The sequence below is a fragment of the Vibrio sp. MED222 genome, from assembly GCF_000153005.1.
Taxonomy (GTDB): Bacteria; Pseudomonadota; Gammaproteobacteria; order Enterobacterales; family Vibrionaceae; genus Vibrio; species Vibrio tasmaniensis_A.
Genome location: NZ_CH902609.1, coordinates 406,613 through 422,221, shown reverse-complemented (window position 1 = coordinate 422,221; position 15,609 = coordinate 406,613). Strand labels below are relative to the sequence as shown.

General features: G+C 46.2%; 15 protein-coding genes. 3 read left to right on the top strand and 12 right to left on the bottom strand.

What is annotated here, in order from left to right:
* Positions 1-33 precede the first annotated feature (33 nt).
* The 3 genes from MED222_RS05195 to ilvG are packed head-to-tail and all read right to left on the bottom strand — an operon-like array spanning position 34 to position 2,947.
* Complete coding sequence (locus tag MED222_RS05195; RefSeq protein WP_009848113.1) at positions 34-1,002, bottom strand: branched-chain amino acid transaminase; 969 nt, start codon at positions 1,000-1,002, stop codon at positions 34-36.
* Between the two features lie 12 nt (positions 1,003-1,014).
* Positions 1,015-1,299: an acetolactate synthase 2 small subunit gene (ilvM, locus tag MED222_RS05200; RefSeq protein ID WP_009848112.1), complete on the bottom strand. Its 285-nt coding sequence runs from the start codon at positions 1,297-1,299 to the stop codon at positions 1,015-1,017.
* A gap of 1 nt (position 1,300) precedes the next feature.
* Entirely contained in the window at positions 1,301-2,947 is a 1,647-nt protein-coding gene (gene ilvG / locus MED222_RS05205) for an acetolactate synthase 2 catalytic subunit (protein WP_009848111.1), read from the bottom strand.
* Positions 2,948-3,418: 471 nt separating this feature from the next.
* On the opposite strand from ilvG, the gene MED222_RS05210 reads away from it, so the two are divergent.
* On the top strand, positions 3,419-4,942 hold the full coding sequence (locus tag MED222_RS05210; RefSeq protein WP_009848110.1) for a YifB family Mg chelatase-like AAA ATPase: 1,524 nt from the start codon (positions 3,419-3,421) through the stop codon (positions 4,940-4,942).
* Positions 4,943-5,061: 119 nt separating this feature from the next.
* Here MED222_RS05210 and MED222_RS05215 read toward each other — a convergent pair whose 3' ends face one another.
* From MED222_RS05215 to MED222_RS22535, 6 genes are all read right to left on the bottom strand, one after another.
* Entirely contained in the window at positions 5,062-6,015 is a 954-nt protein-coding gene (locus MED222_RS05215) for a DUF2860 domain-containing protein (protein WP_009848109.1), read from the bottom strand.
* 139 nt (positions 6,016-6,154) lie between these two features.
* On the bottom strand, positions 6,155-6,754 hold the full coding sequence (locus MED222_RS05220; protein ID WP_009848108.1) for a thiol:disulfide interchange protein DsbA/DsbL: 600 nt from the start codon (positions 6,752-6,754) through the stop codon (positions 6,155-6,157).
* A gap of 53 nt (positions 6,755-6,807) precedes the next feature.
* The gene (locus tag MED222_RS05225) at positions 6,808-7,794 is read right to left on the bottom strand and encodes a serine/threonine protein kinase (protein WP_009848107.1); all 987 of its coding nucleotides are present in this window, start codon (positions 7,792-7,794) and stop codon (positions 6,808-6,810) included.
* 74 nt (positions 7,795-7,868) lie between these two features.
* Positions 7,869-9,287: a cytochrome c oxidase accessory protein CcoG gene (gene ccoG, locus MED222_RS05230; RefSeq protein WP_009848106.1), complete on the bottom strand. Its 1,419-nt coding sequence runs from the start codon at positions 9,285-9,287 to the stop codon at positions 7,869-7,871.
* A gap of 326 nt (positions 9,288-9,613) precedes the next feature.
* A complete protein-coding gene (locus MED222_RS05235; RefSeq protein WP_009848104.1) occupies positions 9,614-9,877 on the bottom strand; it encodes a YihD family protein in 264 nt (87 codons plus the stop codon).
* A gap of 131 nt (positions 9,878-10,008) precedes the next feature.
* Positions 10,009-10,176: a hypothetical protein gene (locus tag MED222_RS22535; RefSeq protein ID WP_009848103.1), complete on the bottom strand. Its 168-nt coding sequence runs from the start codon at positions 10,174-10,176 to the stop codon at positions 10,009-10,011.
* A gap of 283 nt (positions 10,177-10,459) precedes the next feature.
* Between MED222_RS22535 and MED222_RS05240 the strand changes: the two genes are divergently transcribed.
* Together MED222_RS05240 and trhA are read left to right on the top strand one after the other, a co-directional pair.
* Positions 10,460-11,251, top strand: coding sequence for a sporulation protein (locus MED222_RS05240; protein ID WP_009848102.1), 792 nt, complete (start codon positions 10,460-10,462; stop codon positions 11,249-11,251).
* 173 nt (positions 11,252-11,424) lie between these two features.
* Positions 11,425-12,078, top strand: coding sequence for a PAQR family membrane homeostasis protein TrhA (gene trhA / locus MED222_RS05245; protein WP_009848101.1), 654 nt, complete (start codon positions 11,425-11,427; stop codon positions 12,076-12,078).
* A 22-nt stretch (positions 12,079-12,100) separates the two neighbouring features.
* Here the strand turns inward: trhA and MED222_RS05250 are convergent, their stop codons facing one another.
* The 3 genes from MED222_RS05250 to trkA all read right to left on the bottom strand — a co-directional run bounded on the left by MED222_RS05250 (position 12,101) and on the right by trkA (position 15,601).
* A complete protein-coding gene (locus MED222_RS05250; RefSeq protein WP_009848100.1) occupies positions 12,101-12,655 on the bottom strand; it encodes a DUF3157 family protein in 555 nt (184 codons plus the stop codon).
* A gap of 26 nt (positions 12,656-12,681) precedes the next feature.
* Positions 12,682-14,127, bottom strand: a complete 1,446-nt coding sequence (locus MED222_RS05255; RefSeq protein ID WP_009848099.1) for a TrkH family potassium uptake protein — start codon at positions 14,125-14,127, stop codon at positions 12,682-12,684.
* Positions 14,128-14,224: 97 nt separating this feature from the next.
* The gene (trkA, locus tag MED222_RS05260) at positions 14,225-15,601 is read right to left on the bottom strand and encodes a Trk system potassium transporter TrkA (RefSeq protein ID WP_004735766.1); all 1,377 of its coding nucleotides are present in this window, start codon (positions 15,599-15,601) and stop codon (positions 14,225-14,227) included.
* Positions 15,602-15,609 lie beyond the last annotated feature (8 nt).

Here is a 15,609-nt window from a genome sequence, read left to right as displayed (position 1 = left end):
TGCTTAAATCCTTATAAAATATTTGGCTGTTGCTTACTTAGTGGTTTGTGTTTGGCTTTCTGAAGTTTGGTCTGCTGGATAAACGTAATCTAACCAGCCCCACTTATCTTCAGTAGTGCCATTGAATAAACCAAAGTAAGCCGCTTGAACTTTTTCAGTGATAGGACCGCGTTTGCCTTCACCTACTGTAATTTTGTCTACGCTGCGAACTGGAACGATTTCTGCAGCTGTGCCTGTCATGAAGACTTCATCGGCAAGATATAGCGCTTCACGAGCAATGTTCTCTTCACGGATTTCATAACCCATGTCTTTTGCTAGCGTCATGATCGAATCACGAGTAATACCCGGCAGAATTGCGCTGGTTGCTGGTGGTGTTGATAGCACGCCATTACGAATCACGAAGATGTTCTCGCCTGCACCTTCTGAAAGGTAACCATCGACGCTCAGTGCGATACCTTCATCGTAACCATGACGACGAGCTTCACCACCAACCAGTAGTGAAGATAGGTAGTTACCACCGGCTTTTGCTGCGGTTGGGATGGTATTTGGCGCTGCACGATTCCAGCTTGATATCATCGCATCTACGCCATTTTCTAGCGCTTCTTCGCCTAGGTAAGAACCCCAAGGGAAAGCAGCGATGATCAGATCCATCTCAGTGTTTTCTGGCGGGCAGACACCCAAACCAACGTTACCGACAAAGCCGAGAGGGCGGATGTACGCTGACTCTAGCTTATTTTGGCGTAGCGTTTCGCGAGTCGCTTCCATAATTTCTTCCTCTGTGTAAGGAATTGGGAAGCGGTAGATTTTCGCTGAGTCTTTTAGGCGTCTTGCATGCTCTGGGTGACGGAAGATAACCGGGCCCTTTGGCGTGTTGTAACAACGAACACCTTCAAACACAGAAGTACCGTAGTGCATTGCGTGAGTCAGGACGTGAACGTTCGCCTCTGCCCAAGGAACCATTTCACCGTTAAACCAAATATAGTCTGCTGTTTTAGCTGTCATGTTAGCGGTTCCTTATGCGTTTATCTTTTGTTGTAAGTTGTTGTTTGGCAATTCATTACGGCTGATCGAGATAACGTCAACGGTACGCACGTCCCACAGTTTTTCGATTTGGTTTACCAAGAAAGAGATCGGACGCTCACTGTCGACAATGATCTCAACACTCGCCACTTTGCTTTCGTGGTTTTGAGTGCCAGCTACTTGCTTAACAATAAAGCCACGGTGGCGGATAACACGAAGAACACGCTCTAGTAGTACAGGCTTATCATCGGCTTTGATGTCTAATAGGTATCTTTTCATGTTATGTGTTCTCCAACATCTCACTGTTTGAAGCACCTGGCGGTACTAGTGGCCATACGTTCTCTTCTTCATCGATAAGAACATGAAGTAGGTAAGCGGTTTTGCTCTCTAGCATCTCTTTCAGTGCTGGTTCTACTTCTTCTTTACGCGTGATGGTTTTGCCCGGGATATCAAATGCTTTCGCTAGCATGACGAAATCCGGGTTGTCATCCAAGATGGTTTCACTGTGTCGGCCATCAAAGAACAGCGATTGCCATTGGCGAACCATGCCTAAGCGCGAGTTGTTAAGCAGCACCATTTTTACTGGGATTTGGCGACGCTTCAGCGTACCAAGCTCTTGAATGTTCATCATGAACGAGCCGTCACCAGAGATAAGTATAGATTGGTCATTAGGACGACCAACCGATGCACCCATGGCTGCAGGTAGGCCAAAGCCCATAGTGCCTAAGCCCGCTGAAGTGATGAAGTTTTGTGGATCGCGTGGCTGAATGTGTTGAGCTGCCCACATCTGATGTTGGCCAACATCGGTCGAAACCATAGAACTCGCAGGCATCATGTCTGACAGTTGTTTCAACAACAGAGGTGCGAAGATAAGGTCGCCAGGGTGGTCGTAACGCCATTTAAATGAGCTACGAAGGCCTTCAGAGTGGTGAACCCAAGAGGAGATGTCTTGGCTTAGCTCCAGTTGAGGCATGATCTTGTTGATGTCACCGCGAATTGGAGCATTGGCAAGACGCAGTTTGCTGAACTCAGCGGCATCGATATCGATATGGATAACCTTAGCATGCGGCGCGAAGGTATCGAGTTTGCCCGTTACTCGGTCATCAAAACGAGCACCGACTACAATCAATAGGTCACTCTCTTGAACCACAAGGTTAGCGGCTTTAGTGCCGTGCATACCCAGCATGCCAAGGTAGTGTGGGTCGTCACGTTCGATAGTGCCCAAGCCTTTCAGTGTGCTTACTGCTGGCATTGGGTTAAGGCGTAAAAATTCACGAACCGCATCGGTTGCTTTCGCCAGTTGAACACCACCACCTACGTATAAAACAGGACGGGTTGCTTGAGACAAAAAGTACTGTGCCTGTTCAATGGCATCAGTTGTCGCAATAGGAATTGCGGGTGGAGTAAATTCAGGAAGAGTGTTAACAGGTGCTTCTGCTAGTTGAACATCTTTAGCGATATCGACGATAACCGGGCCAGGACGGCCAGACTTTGCTACTACAAACGCTTCAGCGAGCGCTGGAGCAAGATCTTCAATATCAGTTACTAGGTAGCTGTGTTTAGTACATGACAGAGACATACCAATCACATCCATTTCTTGGAATGCATCGGTACCAATGTGGGAACTAGCAACTTGACCAGTGATAGCTACGAGTGGGATGGAATCCATAAAAGCATCAGCAAGACCTGTGACTAGGTTAGTTGCCCCCGGGCCTGAGGTTGCCATACAAACAGCGACGTCTTGCGTTGCTCGAGCCATACCGATAGCGGCCATTGCAGCGCCTTGCTCATGACGACATAGGATATGTTCAACCCCGCCGTCATAGAGTGCATCGTAGATTGGCATGATGGCACCGCCAGGGTAACCAAATACGGTCTCAATGCCTTGTTGCTTGAGTGCGGATACGACCAGTTCTGCGCCTTTCATCGTAATTCCTCCGTATTACCTTTGTTTTGGTAATTGTTTCCATTGTCTCTGCACATCTTGTGCTCCCATTCTTCCTGTAAATCGGCAAAGCCGAAAATGTTTCAAAATATAAAATCGAATGTCTAAATTAGAAAAAACCCCCGGACTTTTCAGTGCGGGGGTTTTTTCTAATTCGTGGTTACTTTTTTCCCACTCGCCCCCGCGCAGTCTCAATAATGACTACGATAATCAGGTTAATCAGTGCGTAAATGCGAGCGTTAAATGTCATAAAGTTCGAGTTTTCTCGTTTATTGTCTTAAGTAAATGTCTACATCTCTAGTGTTATCACACAAATCTGCTGCATGACAAGGAAAATGTCATTCTTTTTTCACATTAAAACACCATTCCACCACGCTATATAACAACCTTATCGCTTTGGTGAGCAATGAATATCCAGAGTGAATACTTTTAAATCAAAGACAAAGGAAAGTTATGGGACTCGCAATAATTCATAGCCGAGCTAGTGTGGGTGTAGAGGCACCAGAAGTGACTGTGGAAGTGCATATTAGCAACGGAATGCCCGGTTTTACGCTGGTGGGTCTACCTGAAACGACGGTTAAGGAATCTAAAGATCGAGTAAGGAGTGCCATCATCAATTCTCGCTTTGAATTTCCATCGAAAAGAATCACGGTCAACCTTGCACCTGCAGATTTACCCAAAGAGGGAGGACGTTTCGATCTGCCAATTGCGCTTGGGATTTTGGTGGCGTCAGATCAGCTTCCTACATCAAAAATAGTTCAACATGAATTTATCGGTGAGTTGGCGTTATCGGGAGAGCTGCGTTCAGTCAAAGGAGTGCTACCAGCAACATTAGCGGCGGATAGTGTTGAGCGATGCTTGGTGGTTCCGCACCATAACGGTGATCAGGCGGCCTTAGTTGGCAAGGGAGCGCATAAATCTGCACAAACCTTGTTGGAGGTTTGCGCTGATATGTGTGGCCAGGCTCAGCTTGGTTTATATCGAACCGAGCATCATCATGTCGATGTGTCTGATAATCGTGACCTACAAGATATTATTGGCCAGCAACAAGGTAAGCGAGCACTGGAGATCGCCGCAGCGGGCAACCATAACCTTCTTTTTCTCGGCCCGCCCGGAACTGGAAAAACCATGTTGGCGTCTCGATTGCGCGATTTGTTACCTGAGATGAGTGACGACGAGGCGATGGAAACCGCTTCGGTGGCTTCTTTAACGCAACAAGAAATCAATCAATACAACTGGAAACAACGACCTTTCCGTTCTCCACACCATTCGAGTTCGATGGCAGCATTGGTCGGTGGTGGCTCGATACCTCGCCCCGGAGAGATCTCTTTGGCGCATAACGGATTATTGTTTCTCGATGAGATGCCTGAGTTTGAGCGCAAGGTGCTCGATTCATTACGAGAGCCTCTAGAGTCAGGTGAGATCATTATTTCACGCGTGGCAGGCAAGACTCGTTTTCCTGCACGCTTTCAGTTGGTCGGAGCCTTGAACCCAAGCCCGACTGGTTATTACGAAGGCAATCAAGCACGCGCTAATCCTCAGATCATATTGCGCTATCTCAATCGATTATCGGGGCCACTGCTTGATCGGTTCGATATGTCATTGGAGATCCCACTATTGCCCAAAGGGATGTTGGCTGAAGGTGGCGATCGTGGTGAAACGACTCAAGTGGTAAAGCAAAGAGTCAAACAAGCGCGCCAGTTGATGCTGTCTAGGAACCATAAATCGAATGCGCTGTTAGGCAGCCGAGAAATTGAAAAGTACTGCCCATTGAGGCGTGAGGATGCAGAATTTCTGGAAACGGCTCTGCATCGATTAGGTTTATCAATTCGTGCTTATCATCGCATTATTAAGGTAGCGCGAACCATTGCGGACCTAGAGGGTAATGAGCAGATTGAAAAGAAGCATTTATCAGAGGCACTTGGTTATCGAGCGATGGATCGACTCTTGAAACAACTCTCGGCTCAAGCTGTATAGTCATGCCAATCGTAGTAAACAACGGGTCATTTATTTACTGTGATTGGTATAAAAACAAGAAAGCCTGCTTTTACGCAGGCTTTCGTTGTTATGAACTAATGGTTATTAGAAAGCAGTGATTAGAACTTGTAGTTCAAGCCAACTGAGACGATGTATTGTGATTCATCGTAGAAGGTAATGTTCGAGTCGCTGGTGCCGTAGCCCGCAAGCGAAACAAACGACCAGTTTTCCCAGTCCATGAATTGATCATATTCATACGCGGCAAATAGGTTGATGTTGTCGTCGCTGCGCTTCTTGCTGTAGATAGGGTTGCTTGCATCGTAAGAGCGTTGGTTATAGCCCGCTGTTAGTGCGTATTGGTGACGACCCATACCGCCAAACAAACTCACTTCACCGCCAAACTGTTCATAAGAGGCAGCTTTGCCATCGGCAGAACTTGATTGGTAAATCAATGATGGTACTAACATCATGGTGCGGTTGATTGGTTGACGGTACTGACCTTTCAGGTAGAAAGTATTGGCATCACGCTGTAATTCTTCTCTAACCCGATCATCTTCCACATCTTTGGTGGCGTAGGCCATGTCTAACGAGAAAGCAGACCCCGCAATGCTACTTAGTTTCACACGAAAGGCATTGCCTGTTTCATCCGTTTTGGTGCGACCTGAAGTGGTGTTGTACGGGTCGGCCCAAGTCTCACCTGACATGATAGTCGGCAAAAGTGAAGCGTCGATGGTCATGCCTGACTCTAGTTGGTATTTATAACCAACCTCAAGCACGACAGTACCTGTTGCTACGTCATCACGAGTGGTACCTGTGTATACCTGGTGATTCAATTTCTCGCCAAAGGTGTAAGCAATACTGCCTAAAGGAGCGACAAGAAATGAGCTTTCAGATGAGGCTTTCTGGTTAATGGACGAAATGGTGCTATTAGCATCGGTATTAAAGTTTGAGGTGGAAGAGGTAACCCCTGTATTAATAGAGATTTCACCACTGAAACCTTGTTCGTCTGCAAGCTTGGCAAAAGCAGGAGAGGCTGCAATGCTCAGTGCCAAAAGCGTTATTTTTATTTTCATTCAAAGGCTCCTTGCCTACCAGTTCTTAGGACTGGATATTGATATCAGTAAAGCACAACGTTTTCAGGATGATTGTTTATCTATGAATCTTTTTGAACTAGTGCAAAAAAGGAAGCCGAAGCTTCCTTTAATCAATACGTTACTTCTTAAGTAGAAAGTTAACGAGCTCGAAGTACTCATCGAGAGAGCTAATACCTTGAGCGTCTACTAGGTAGCGGTTGTTAACGACGACCGCAGGAACACCAGAAAGACCGCTGTCTTTGAATGCTTTGTCGAAGCGGCGAACCATAGAGTCGACTGCAAAGCCGTTGTATGCCGCATCGAATTTCTTAGCATCAACGCCTTCGTCTAGGAAGATTTGACGCAATTCTTCTTCATCGCGTGGTGGCTTGTTCATGGTGTGGATGCGGTTAAACATCACTGGCACCATTTTATCTTCAACTTTCAGTGCAATCATGGTTGCGTAAGCTTTGCTCATTGGCAGACCCATGTTGCCACCCATGAATGAAACATGGTTCTTCTGTAGCTTAGCGTCTTTTGGTAGCTGTTGTTTTAGCTGCTGGATGATTGGTTCAAAGCTATTACAGTGTGGGCAGTAGAAAGAGAAGAACTCTGTCACCATTGGTTTTTTTGATGCTTCTAGATCGAGAACTTTGTAGTGTTCACCTTCGTTAAATTTCGCAGCGTGAGCTGAAAGGCTCAACATGATCAATGAGAAAAATGCGAATAGCTTTTTCATTTATCCAATCTCCATTATGTTTGAATTTTTATCTAGTTGTGTTGCGATTGCTGTTACCACTGAGGCATTAACGAAAGTGGTGGCTCTTGCAGGGTAGCAATTTGCTCTTTACAAGCAAGTACTTGTTGCTCCCAATATTTTGGATCATTAAACCATGGGAAGGCTAGAGGAAATGCAGGATCGTTCCATCGTTTCGCCAACCATGCCATGTAATGCACCATACGTAGACCGCGTAGTGGTTCGATTAGTTTCAGTTGCGCGGTATTAAAATCGCAAAATTCTTGATAGCTCTCTAGCAGAATATCCAGTTGCATTAGCTTATCTTGACGCTCGCCGTTAAGCAGCATCCACAAATCTTGTATCGCAGGGCCGTTACGTGCGTCATCAAGATCGACGAACATTGGCCCGTCACGCCATAAGATATTGCCTGGGTGGCAGTCACCATGCAGGCGGATATTTTCAATATTGCTTGGCCACTGGCTCTCTAGCTCTTTGATCAGAAGGTCGACATCATTGAAGAACGCGTTCTCTAGGTGTGTCGGGATAAACTGAGAGTTCTCTAGAATTTTACGTGGTTGATAAAGGTATTCATCTAAGCTGATGGTTGGGCGATGTTGGAATGTTCTTCCTGCGCTGGCTTTATGAATACGCCCAAGAAAACGTCCAACGCCTTCCAATTGGTCTAGATTGTCGACTTCGTACTGTCTGCCACCAACACTTTCAAATAAGGCAAATAGGTAGCCTTGATATTCATGTAAGGTTGCGCCATTGATTCGCATTGGAGGTGCAACTGGCATCTCTTGTTCGATAAGCTCGAGTGCGAAGTCATGCTCTTCTTGGATCTGTGCTTTGTTCCAGCGCTGCGGACGATAAAACTTAACGACGTAGCGTTTACGGTCTTCATCGGTGAATTGATACACTCGATTTTCGTAACTGTTGAGAGCGAGAAGCCCGGATTCAGCACGGACTCCAATACTCTCCAGTGCGTACCACATGAAGTCGGGAGTCAGGTTATCAAAGTTAAAGGCTTGCATCGTCATAGAATAAAAAAGGCTCATTACTGAGCCTTTTTCCATTTATTGGGTTGTTATACCTAGCACTAAGGTGACTGGTATCAGAGCTTCTTGATAAAGCGGCTTTCGACTTTCATCGTAAACTCTTCATTATCCGAGAGTATAAACTGAATTGTCGAAACTGGTGAGCTCAGTTTTTCTGGATCGACGCCCAAACTGATAGGAAGGTTTAAAACCTCACCAGGGTCTACGGTAATCTTTTGTTTACCGTACCAGATAGAATCCGGTAGCCCGCTGACATCAAGTTTGTACTCTTGCTCTTGCTGAGTCTTGTTGATGACTTTCAAGTTGTAAGTATTTTCGACAAGCCCTTGGCTATTGATTCTAAATAGTTGGTTTCTATCGCGCAGAACGCTTAAGCCTGCAGGATCAACACTCGCGATTTGTGCGAAAAACAGCCCCAACATAACGATCAGTATTACGCCATAGCCCAAGAGCTTAGGACGCATCACCTTGGTTGAGTGCCCCTCAAGCCTATGTTCGGTGGTGTAGTTGATCAGACCTTTCTCATAACCCATACGTTCCATGGTGTTGTCACAAGCATCAATACACGCGCCACAGTTAATACACTCGTATTGCAGACCATCACGAATATCGATACCCGTCGGGCACACTTGAACACATAAATTACAGTCAATACAGTCGCCTAGCCCAAGTTCTTTTGGATCGGCTTTACGAGAGCGAGGGCCGCGGCTTTCACCTCGCTCAGTGTCGTAACCCACGATGAAGGTATCTTTATCGAACATTGCCGATTGGAAACGCGCGTAAGGACACATGTGCAGACAAACAATAGAACGCATCCATCCCGCATTCGCATAAGTACACCCAGCAAAGAACAATACCCAAAACACCGGCCAGAAAGTCGAGTTAAAGGTAAAGAAGCCAACCACCAGTTCTTTGATTGGGATGAAGTAACCGACAAAGGTTAAGCCCGTCGCAATCGCAATCGCCCACCATGCGATGTGCTTGATGGTTTTTCTGAGAATTAAATTGCTCGTCAGTTTGCCTGAGTCTTGCTTTCTTCGCTTATTGGCAGCGCCTTCCAGTTTCTCTTCGAACCAGATGTACATGAAGGTCCAGACGGTTTGTGGACACAGGTAGCCACACCAGACTCGCCCTAAGAAGGTGGTTATGAAGAACAAGCCAAACGCCGCAATCATGAAGAGGATAGCGAGTAGCGTTAGATCTTGTGGGTATAGGGTTGTACCAAAGAAGTTGAACTGTTGGCTGCCGATATCGAGCAAGATCGCTTGTCGCTCACCAAATGGGATCCATGGGATAAGCGCAAAAAGTAAAAGTAAGAACCAACCGCCATAACGGCGCAGTTGTTGGAATTTACCTTTGCTTTCTCGAACATAGATTCGGTTACTTGGGTTAAATCGATCTCCATTACCTTTATGTGTTTTTGGGTTAAAGGTTTTAGGAGTCACATCTTTGATATCGATTTTATCCTGACTCATGGACTATCCTTTTTGTGGCTTGTTTGCCCGGTTAACTCGAGCATGACGACATTACTTGACAGTATGGTTTAGAGAACCTGTAGAAATTGAGTTTGGTGCATTTATTGGTATCGCACTCACTCTTATTATTTTAGAAGATTCTTATGGATGGCGATTATAGCGACAATCTTGTTCTCATTTCTTTAACGCTATCAACCTTTAACAACAAAAGTCATAACAGTTGTGACGAAAAAATAGCGAACAGAAACAAAAAAGCGACCGAGTGGTCGCTTTTAAACATTGAGTTTTTTATCTATACGGCAATTGAGCCCTAAATAAATAGGCGACTAAAGAAGGCCACGTGCTTTTAGAATTGCGGTTTTGAAATCATCTTCTTGGTCTTTTTTAAGACCTGGGATCATTTCATCTTTTTCGCTATTACGCATTTTTAGATGGTAGATAAGAACATCGTCAGTTAGCTCTTCAAGCTTACCTTGGTAGCCCGCTTCTTTTGATAGCTTAATGATGAACTCTAATAGGTTAAGCTCTTGATCTTTCTGCCACTCAGGCTCCATCAGTTCAAGCAGTTCTTCAATGCGGTGACACTTCATACTTTATTTCTCCACAAATTTTATAATGATTTGTGGCTAAGGTATCAAATCGGGTAGGGAATACCAATGTGTAAACACATTTCAAGATGGGAGCGGGCAAGAAAAAAGCGCAGTAAAAACTGCGCTTTTTGTTAAGCGGCTTTAATTACTTTTGTTGCAGTCGGTGCTAATAAAGCAGCCTTCTCAACGAGAGTCATTGTAGGAGCCAATTTCTTAGCCGTTGGAGCAGCAACAAAGCCACTACGACGACGCATCGCACTACGGTTGGTGTGCGAGAACCTGACAGCTGTTGGGCGCATTAATTTACCTAACGGTCAGGCATATCCATTGCCAATCTAATGGCCTGATTTATCATGAGCTCCGCCTCAATTGCTTGAAGAGTCACTCGTCTGGCTTTCGCCAATCCGAAAAATAAATCAGGATAATGATATGCATGCATATCAAGGGTTAGATTATCACTATCTAAGTTATCGATCGACGCCTGAGTGATAATTAAACGATATTAGAGCTAAAATAGTGTGAGCAGTATATTTGAGTTTGAACCTCTTTCAGGCTTAAGATGATGCTTTAAAGGAGGTGCATATGTCGTTCTTAAAGAAAACGTTAGCAAGTTTTGGAATTGGATCTGCCAAGGTGGATTCTGTATTGCAACAGGAAGTGCTTTATCCAGGTAAGAAGGCGAGCATTATTGTACATGTCTACGGAGGCGCTCAGCCGCAGGAGATCGATAACATTGATCTCAACTTATGCTGTCGCTACGTCAAAGAAGTTACCGCGAACTCGCAAGGGCAAGAGGGCGGTCATAAACGCCGAATGCACCAGACATACTCGCTGGCAAAATGGAGCTTGCCGTATGCCTTTGTGATTCAACCGGGTGAAACCCGTGACTTTGAATGTGAGTTTGATGTGCCACTGAACACACCGGTTACGATTGGTGATTCAAAGGTATGGCTGGAAACCGGGTTGGATATTGCGATGGCGATTGACCCATCGGATAAAGACACCTTAACGGTTCGTCCCGACCCACTGCTCGATGGTATTTTTAACGAGCTTGAAGCTCAAGGCCTGCGTATTCGTCAAGTGGAATGTGAAGCGGTCAAAGGCTTTGAACTGCCGTTTGTACAAGAGTTTGAGTTTGTGCCGACGACGGGTCCTTATCATGGCCGTTGGCGTGAATTGGAAGTGGTGGCTCATCGTGATGAAACAGAGCTGAAGTTGTGGTTCGAGATTGATAGAAATCGCGATGGTGCAAAAGGCATGTTAGCTAGCTTGCTAGGCGTTGGTAAGCTACAGCGTCAATTGAGTGTGCCACTGGATACCTCACCACAAGATGCTGGCAAGATGGTACTTGAATATCTAGATAACGCCTCTTAGTTCCTATAATCCTTTATTTAACTCTTTGGTTATTTAGTTTTGGATCTTTTAGCCTCATTTCATATTTCAGGCGTTATTAGTGTCATAAAAGGTGTCATAAAAATTTAAGCTTACACGTGTAAGCTTAATGTGCAATACTGGGTCAATCGAACATTTACTCTAGTAGGATATTCATGTCTGCATCATCAGCCAGCGAATACAGTGACATCGAAGAACGCGCTAATGCAATAACCCATGGCTTGGGCGTTGTGCTCGGCGTGGTTGGTCTGATCTTGCTGCTTATTCGTGCGTTTGATTACCAAGCCGACATGCTAACTGTTGCTAGTATGGCGGTGTATGGCAGCAGTATTATTCTGCTCTTTATCGCCTCCACGTTATACCACTCGATCACCACTGAGAAAACCAAGCGCTTACTCAAAACCCTTGACCACTGTGCGATTTATTTGTTGATTGCAGGCAGTTACACGCCGTTTCTCTTAGTGGGCTTAAGAACCCCATTGGCTATGGGTTTGATGGCGGTGATCTGGGGGATTGCGCTGGTGGGCATCATCATGAAGATAGCCTTCGTTTATCGATTCAAGCGTTTATCGCTGTTCATTTACCTAGCGATGGGTTGGCTATCTTTGATAGTTGTTTATCAATTAGCGATGAATATCGATATAGGTGGTTTGGTGTTACTGGCAGTTGGCGGAGTGATTTACTCGCTGGGTGTGATTTTCTATGTGGCAAAACGCATCCCTTATAACCATGCCATCTGGCACTTGTTTGTATTGGCGGGCTGCGCTTGCCATTTCTTCGCTATCTATCTGTTTGTGACACCAGTTTAGTTTTGATTGAACCGGTATGCCCCTAACGGGTAGAAACGTCAGTGATCTCCACGTCTATTTTATATTCAGGATACTTATCAACATCGATCGCTAAGTATTTACCTTCTGCCGAAGTTTGTGGTCGAAGGTAGGTATCAGCAAGGCGCTTAATGGATTGCCAAGTGTTGATACTGCCTTGATGCAGCAGCTCACCCGTTGGTGAGTAGACTGTGATATTTAGCGTAACTAGCACAACGGCTTCTGTGCTTTGGTTAGTGACTGAAATAGGTAAGATTAGCTGTTCATTCTCGTAGAGTCCTGCCCCAATCAAAACGTCCACACCTGATTTGGAAAGCTGCAAGCTTGGCTTGGTGTCTCCAATCTTGATTGTGGTACCGCGTGTGTTTTTGGCTACAGGAATACTCGTCAATGCTGACTCTGCATTCGATGATGCGTTACTCACATACTGCCAAGTAAAATCGTCTTTTAGTAACACTTGCTTGCCATCAGACAATGTGACCATTTGATCAGCAAAGGCAGAACTTACGAATACTGAGTTTGCGAGCAATGCGCTAGCGAGAAGTACGTATGATTTCATCTGTGTTTCCTTAAATATTCGCGGAATTAGCGTCGCCAAAAGGCTGGGAAAAATAGAACAATGAGCGTCAGTATCTCGAGTCGTCCCATTAGCATGCCTAAACTTAGCAACCATTTAGCGGCGTCTGGCAGTGGAGCAAAGTTCCCGGTTGGACCGATCACGCTGCCCATTCCCGGACCCACGTTGGCAACGGCTGTGATAGCGCCTGAGATGCTTGTTATTGGGTCTAACCCCATCGCACTCAAACCACCAGCAATTAAGATAATCGTGATAAAGAACATCAAACCAAATGCCACGAGTGAACGCACAATGTCGTCATTCACAGGTCGCTGATTGTAGCGTTGAACAAACACGCCCGATGGGTGAATTAGCTTCATCATTTGTTTGTGGAGCATGGTCATCGCGATCTGGAAACGGAAGATTTTAATACCGCCAGAGGTTGAACCCGAGCAAGCTCCCGCCATCATTAGGAATGCAAACAAGGTGGTTGGCAGTGCACCCCAGGCGGTGAAGTCTTCTAGGCCAAAACCGGTTGTGGTGACGACTGATACGATGTTGAACATCGAAACACGCATCGCATCCATAACAGTGTAGCCATCTCTAACCACCAACCATGTTGATATTACGGCGCTGGTGACCAAGAACAGGTATGTAAAACCTCTTACTTGCGCGTCTTTGTAGAGTATTGAGAGCTTTCGGCCTCGCAGTGCGCTAACAAACAGTAAGAACGGCAGGCCGCCAAGGAACATGAACAGGGTTCCCACCCAGTGAGCACTGTTGGAGAAGTGGTTCATCGATCCATCTGAGGTTGAGTAACCCCCCGTCGACAGTGTTGTGAACGCGTGATTGATCGCGTCAAAGATGCCCATGCCTGCAAACAAATAGCTAATGATGCATAAACCAGTCAGAACCAGATAAACCGCCACGATGTTCTTCGCGACTGTTTTCGCTCGTGGGCTACTTTTATCTGACCAATCGGATGATTCAGTTTGGAACAGGCGCATACCACCAACGTTGAGCATTGGTAGAACCGCTACCGCCATCACGATAAAGCCGATACCGCCTAACCATTGCAGTATAGAACGCCACAACAGAATACTTGGTGCCATGCTGTCTAAGCCGCTTAATACGGTTGAACCCGTCGTGGTGATACCAGACATGGTTTCGAAGTAGGCGTCCGTAAAGCTGATGTGGTTGATGAAGACAAACGGCAGTGCAGCAAAGGCACTGGCAATGGTCCAAACCAAAGAGGTGATAAGGAACATGTCCCGCACCCCAAGTCGGAACTTAGCGGAGCGGCCCAAGCTCAAGCAGATGAACGCCACAATGTGCGTGATCACTACCGATTGACCAAACTCGAGGAAGCCACCGGTGCCTGTGAAAAAGGCAACCAATGTAGGGATGTACATGAAAAGGGCGAGTTTTGATAATACTAACCCTATCACTAATAATATCGGACGAAAGTTGACCATAGCTTAATAGACCATAGCTTAAATAGATTACAGCTTTGTGCCGGAGCGTCGCTCTCACAAAAAGAAAGTTGCGAGAACGATGCTTACGAGAACAAGGCTATAAGAAGAACGGGCTCGGTTGGAATAGAGACTCAACATCCGGTACGTATTTCTTGTCCACTAGGAACATCACTACGTGGTCATCCTGTTCGATTACGGTTCTATCGTGCGCGATAAGTACCTCTTCTCCGCGAACAATCGCACCAATGGTGGTGCCCGGTGGCAGTTTGATGTCGCCAATCGCTCGGCCAACCACTTTCGATGTGGTCTCGTCACCGTGAGCAATGGCTTCAATCGCCTCAGCAGCACCGCGACGTAGAGAGGATACGTTAACAATATCAGCACGACGAACGTGAGTAAGTAGCGCAGAAATCGTCGCTTGCTGTGGAGATATCGCAATATCAATCACGCCACCCTGAACAAGGTCGACATAAGCGCCACGCTGAATCAGCACCATTACTTTCTTGGCGCCCATTCGCTTCGCCAGCATCGCTGACATGATGTTGGTTTCATCTTCATTGGTTAGAGCGATGAACACATCTACCTGATCGATGTTCTCTTCGGTCAGCAGTTCTTGGTCGGCTGCATCACCACAGAATACGATGGTGTTTTCTAATTCTTCAGATAGCTTCTCGGCGCGAGTGTAGCTGCGCTCGATAAGCTTGATGCTGTAGCTCTGTTCAAGGCGTTTTGCCAAGCTTGCACCAATGTTACCACCGCCAACAATCATGATGCGACGATACGGTTTCTCTAGACGCTGAAGCTCACTCATTACTGAGCGGATATGGTTACTTGCTGCCACAAAGAAAACCTCATCATCGGCTTCAATGATGGTAGTACCTTGTGGGCGAATAGGGCGACCTTGACGGAAGATAGCGGCAACACGAGTATCAATGTGCGGCATGTGCTCACGCAAAGCAGACAGTGCGTTACCGACCAGTGGCCCACCGTAGTAGGCTTTTACCGCGACTAGGCTAACTTTCTGTTCAGCAAAGCTCACAACCTGCAATGCACCTGGATATTGAATCAGGCGCTCGATGTAGCTGGTGACGAGTTCTTCTGGGGCAATCAAATGATCGACCGGAATCGCCCCTGATTTGAAGAGTGCTTCTTTCTCTTCTAAATACTGTGGAGAGCGGATACGGGCAATACGGTTTGGTGTGTTAAACAGAGAAAAGGCAACCTGACATGCGGCCATGTTGGTTTCATCCATGTTGGTTACGGCAACCAACATGTCGGCATCTTGCGCGCCCGCTTCACGTAGTGTGTTCGGGTGGCTGGCATAACCGTTTACAACTCTAAGGTCGTATTTGTCCTGAAGTTCACGAAGTCGGTCGGCATTACGGTCGACAATCGTGATGTCATTGTTTTCACCCACTAGGTTTTCAGCAAGGGTACCGCCAACTTGTCCAGCACCTAGAATAATGATCTTCATAGCCTTTC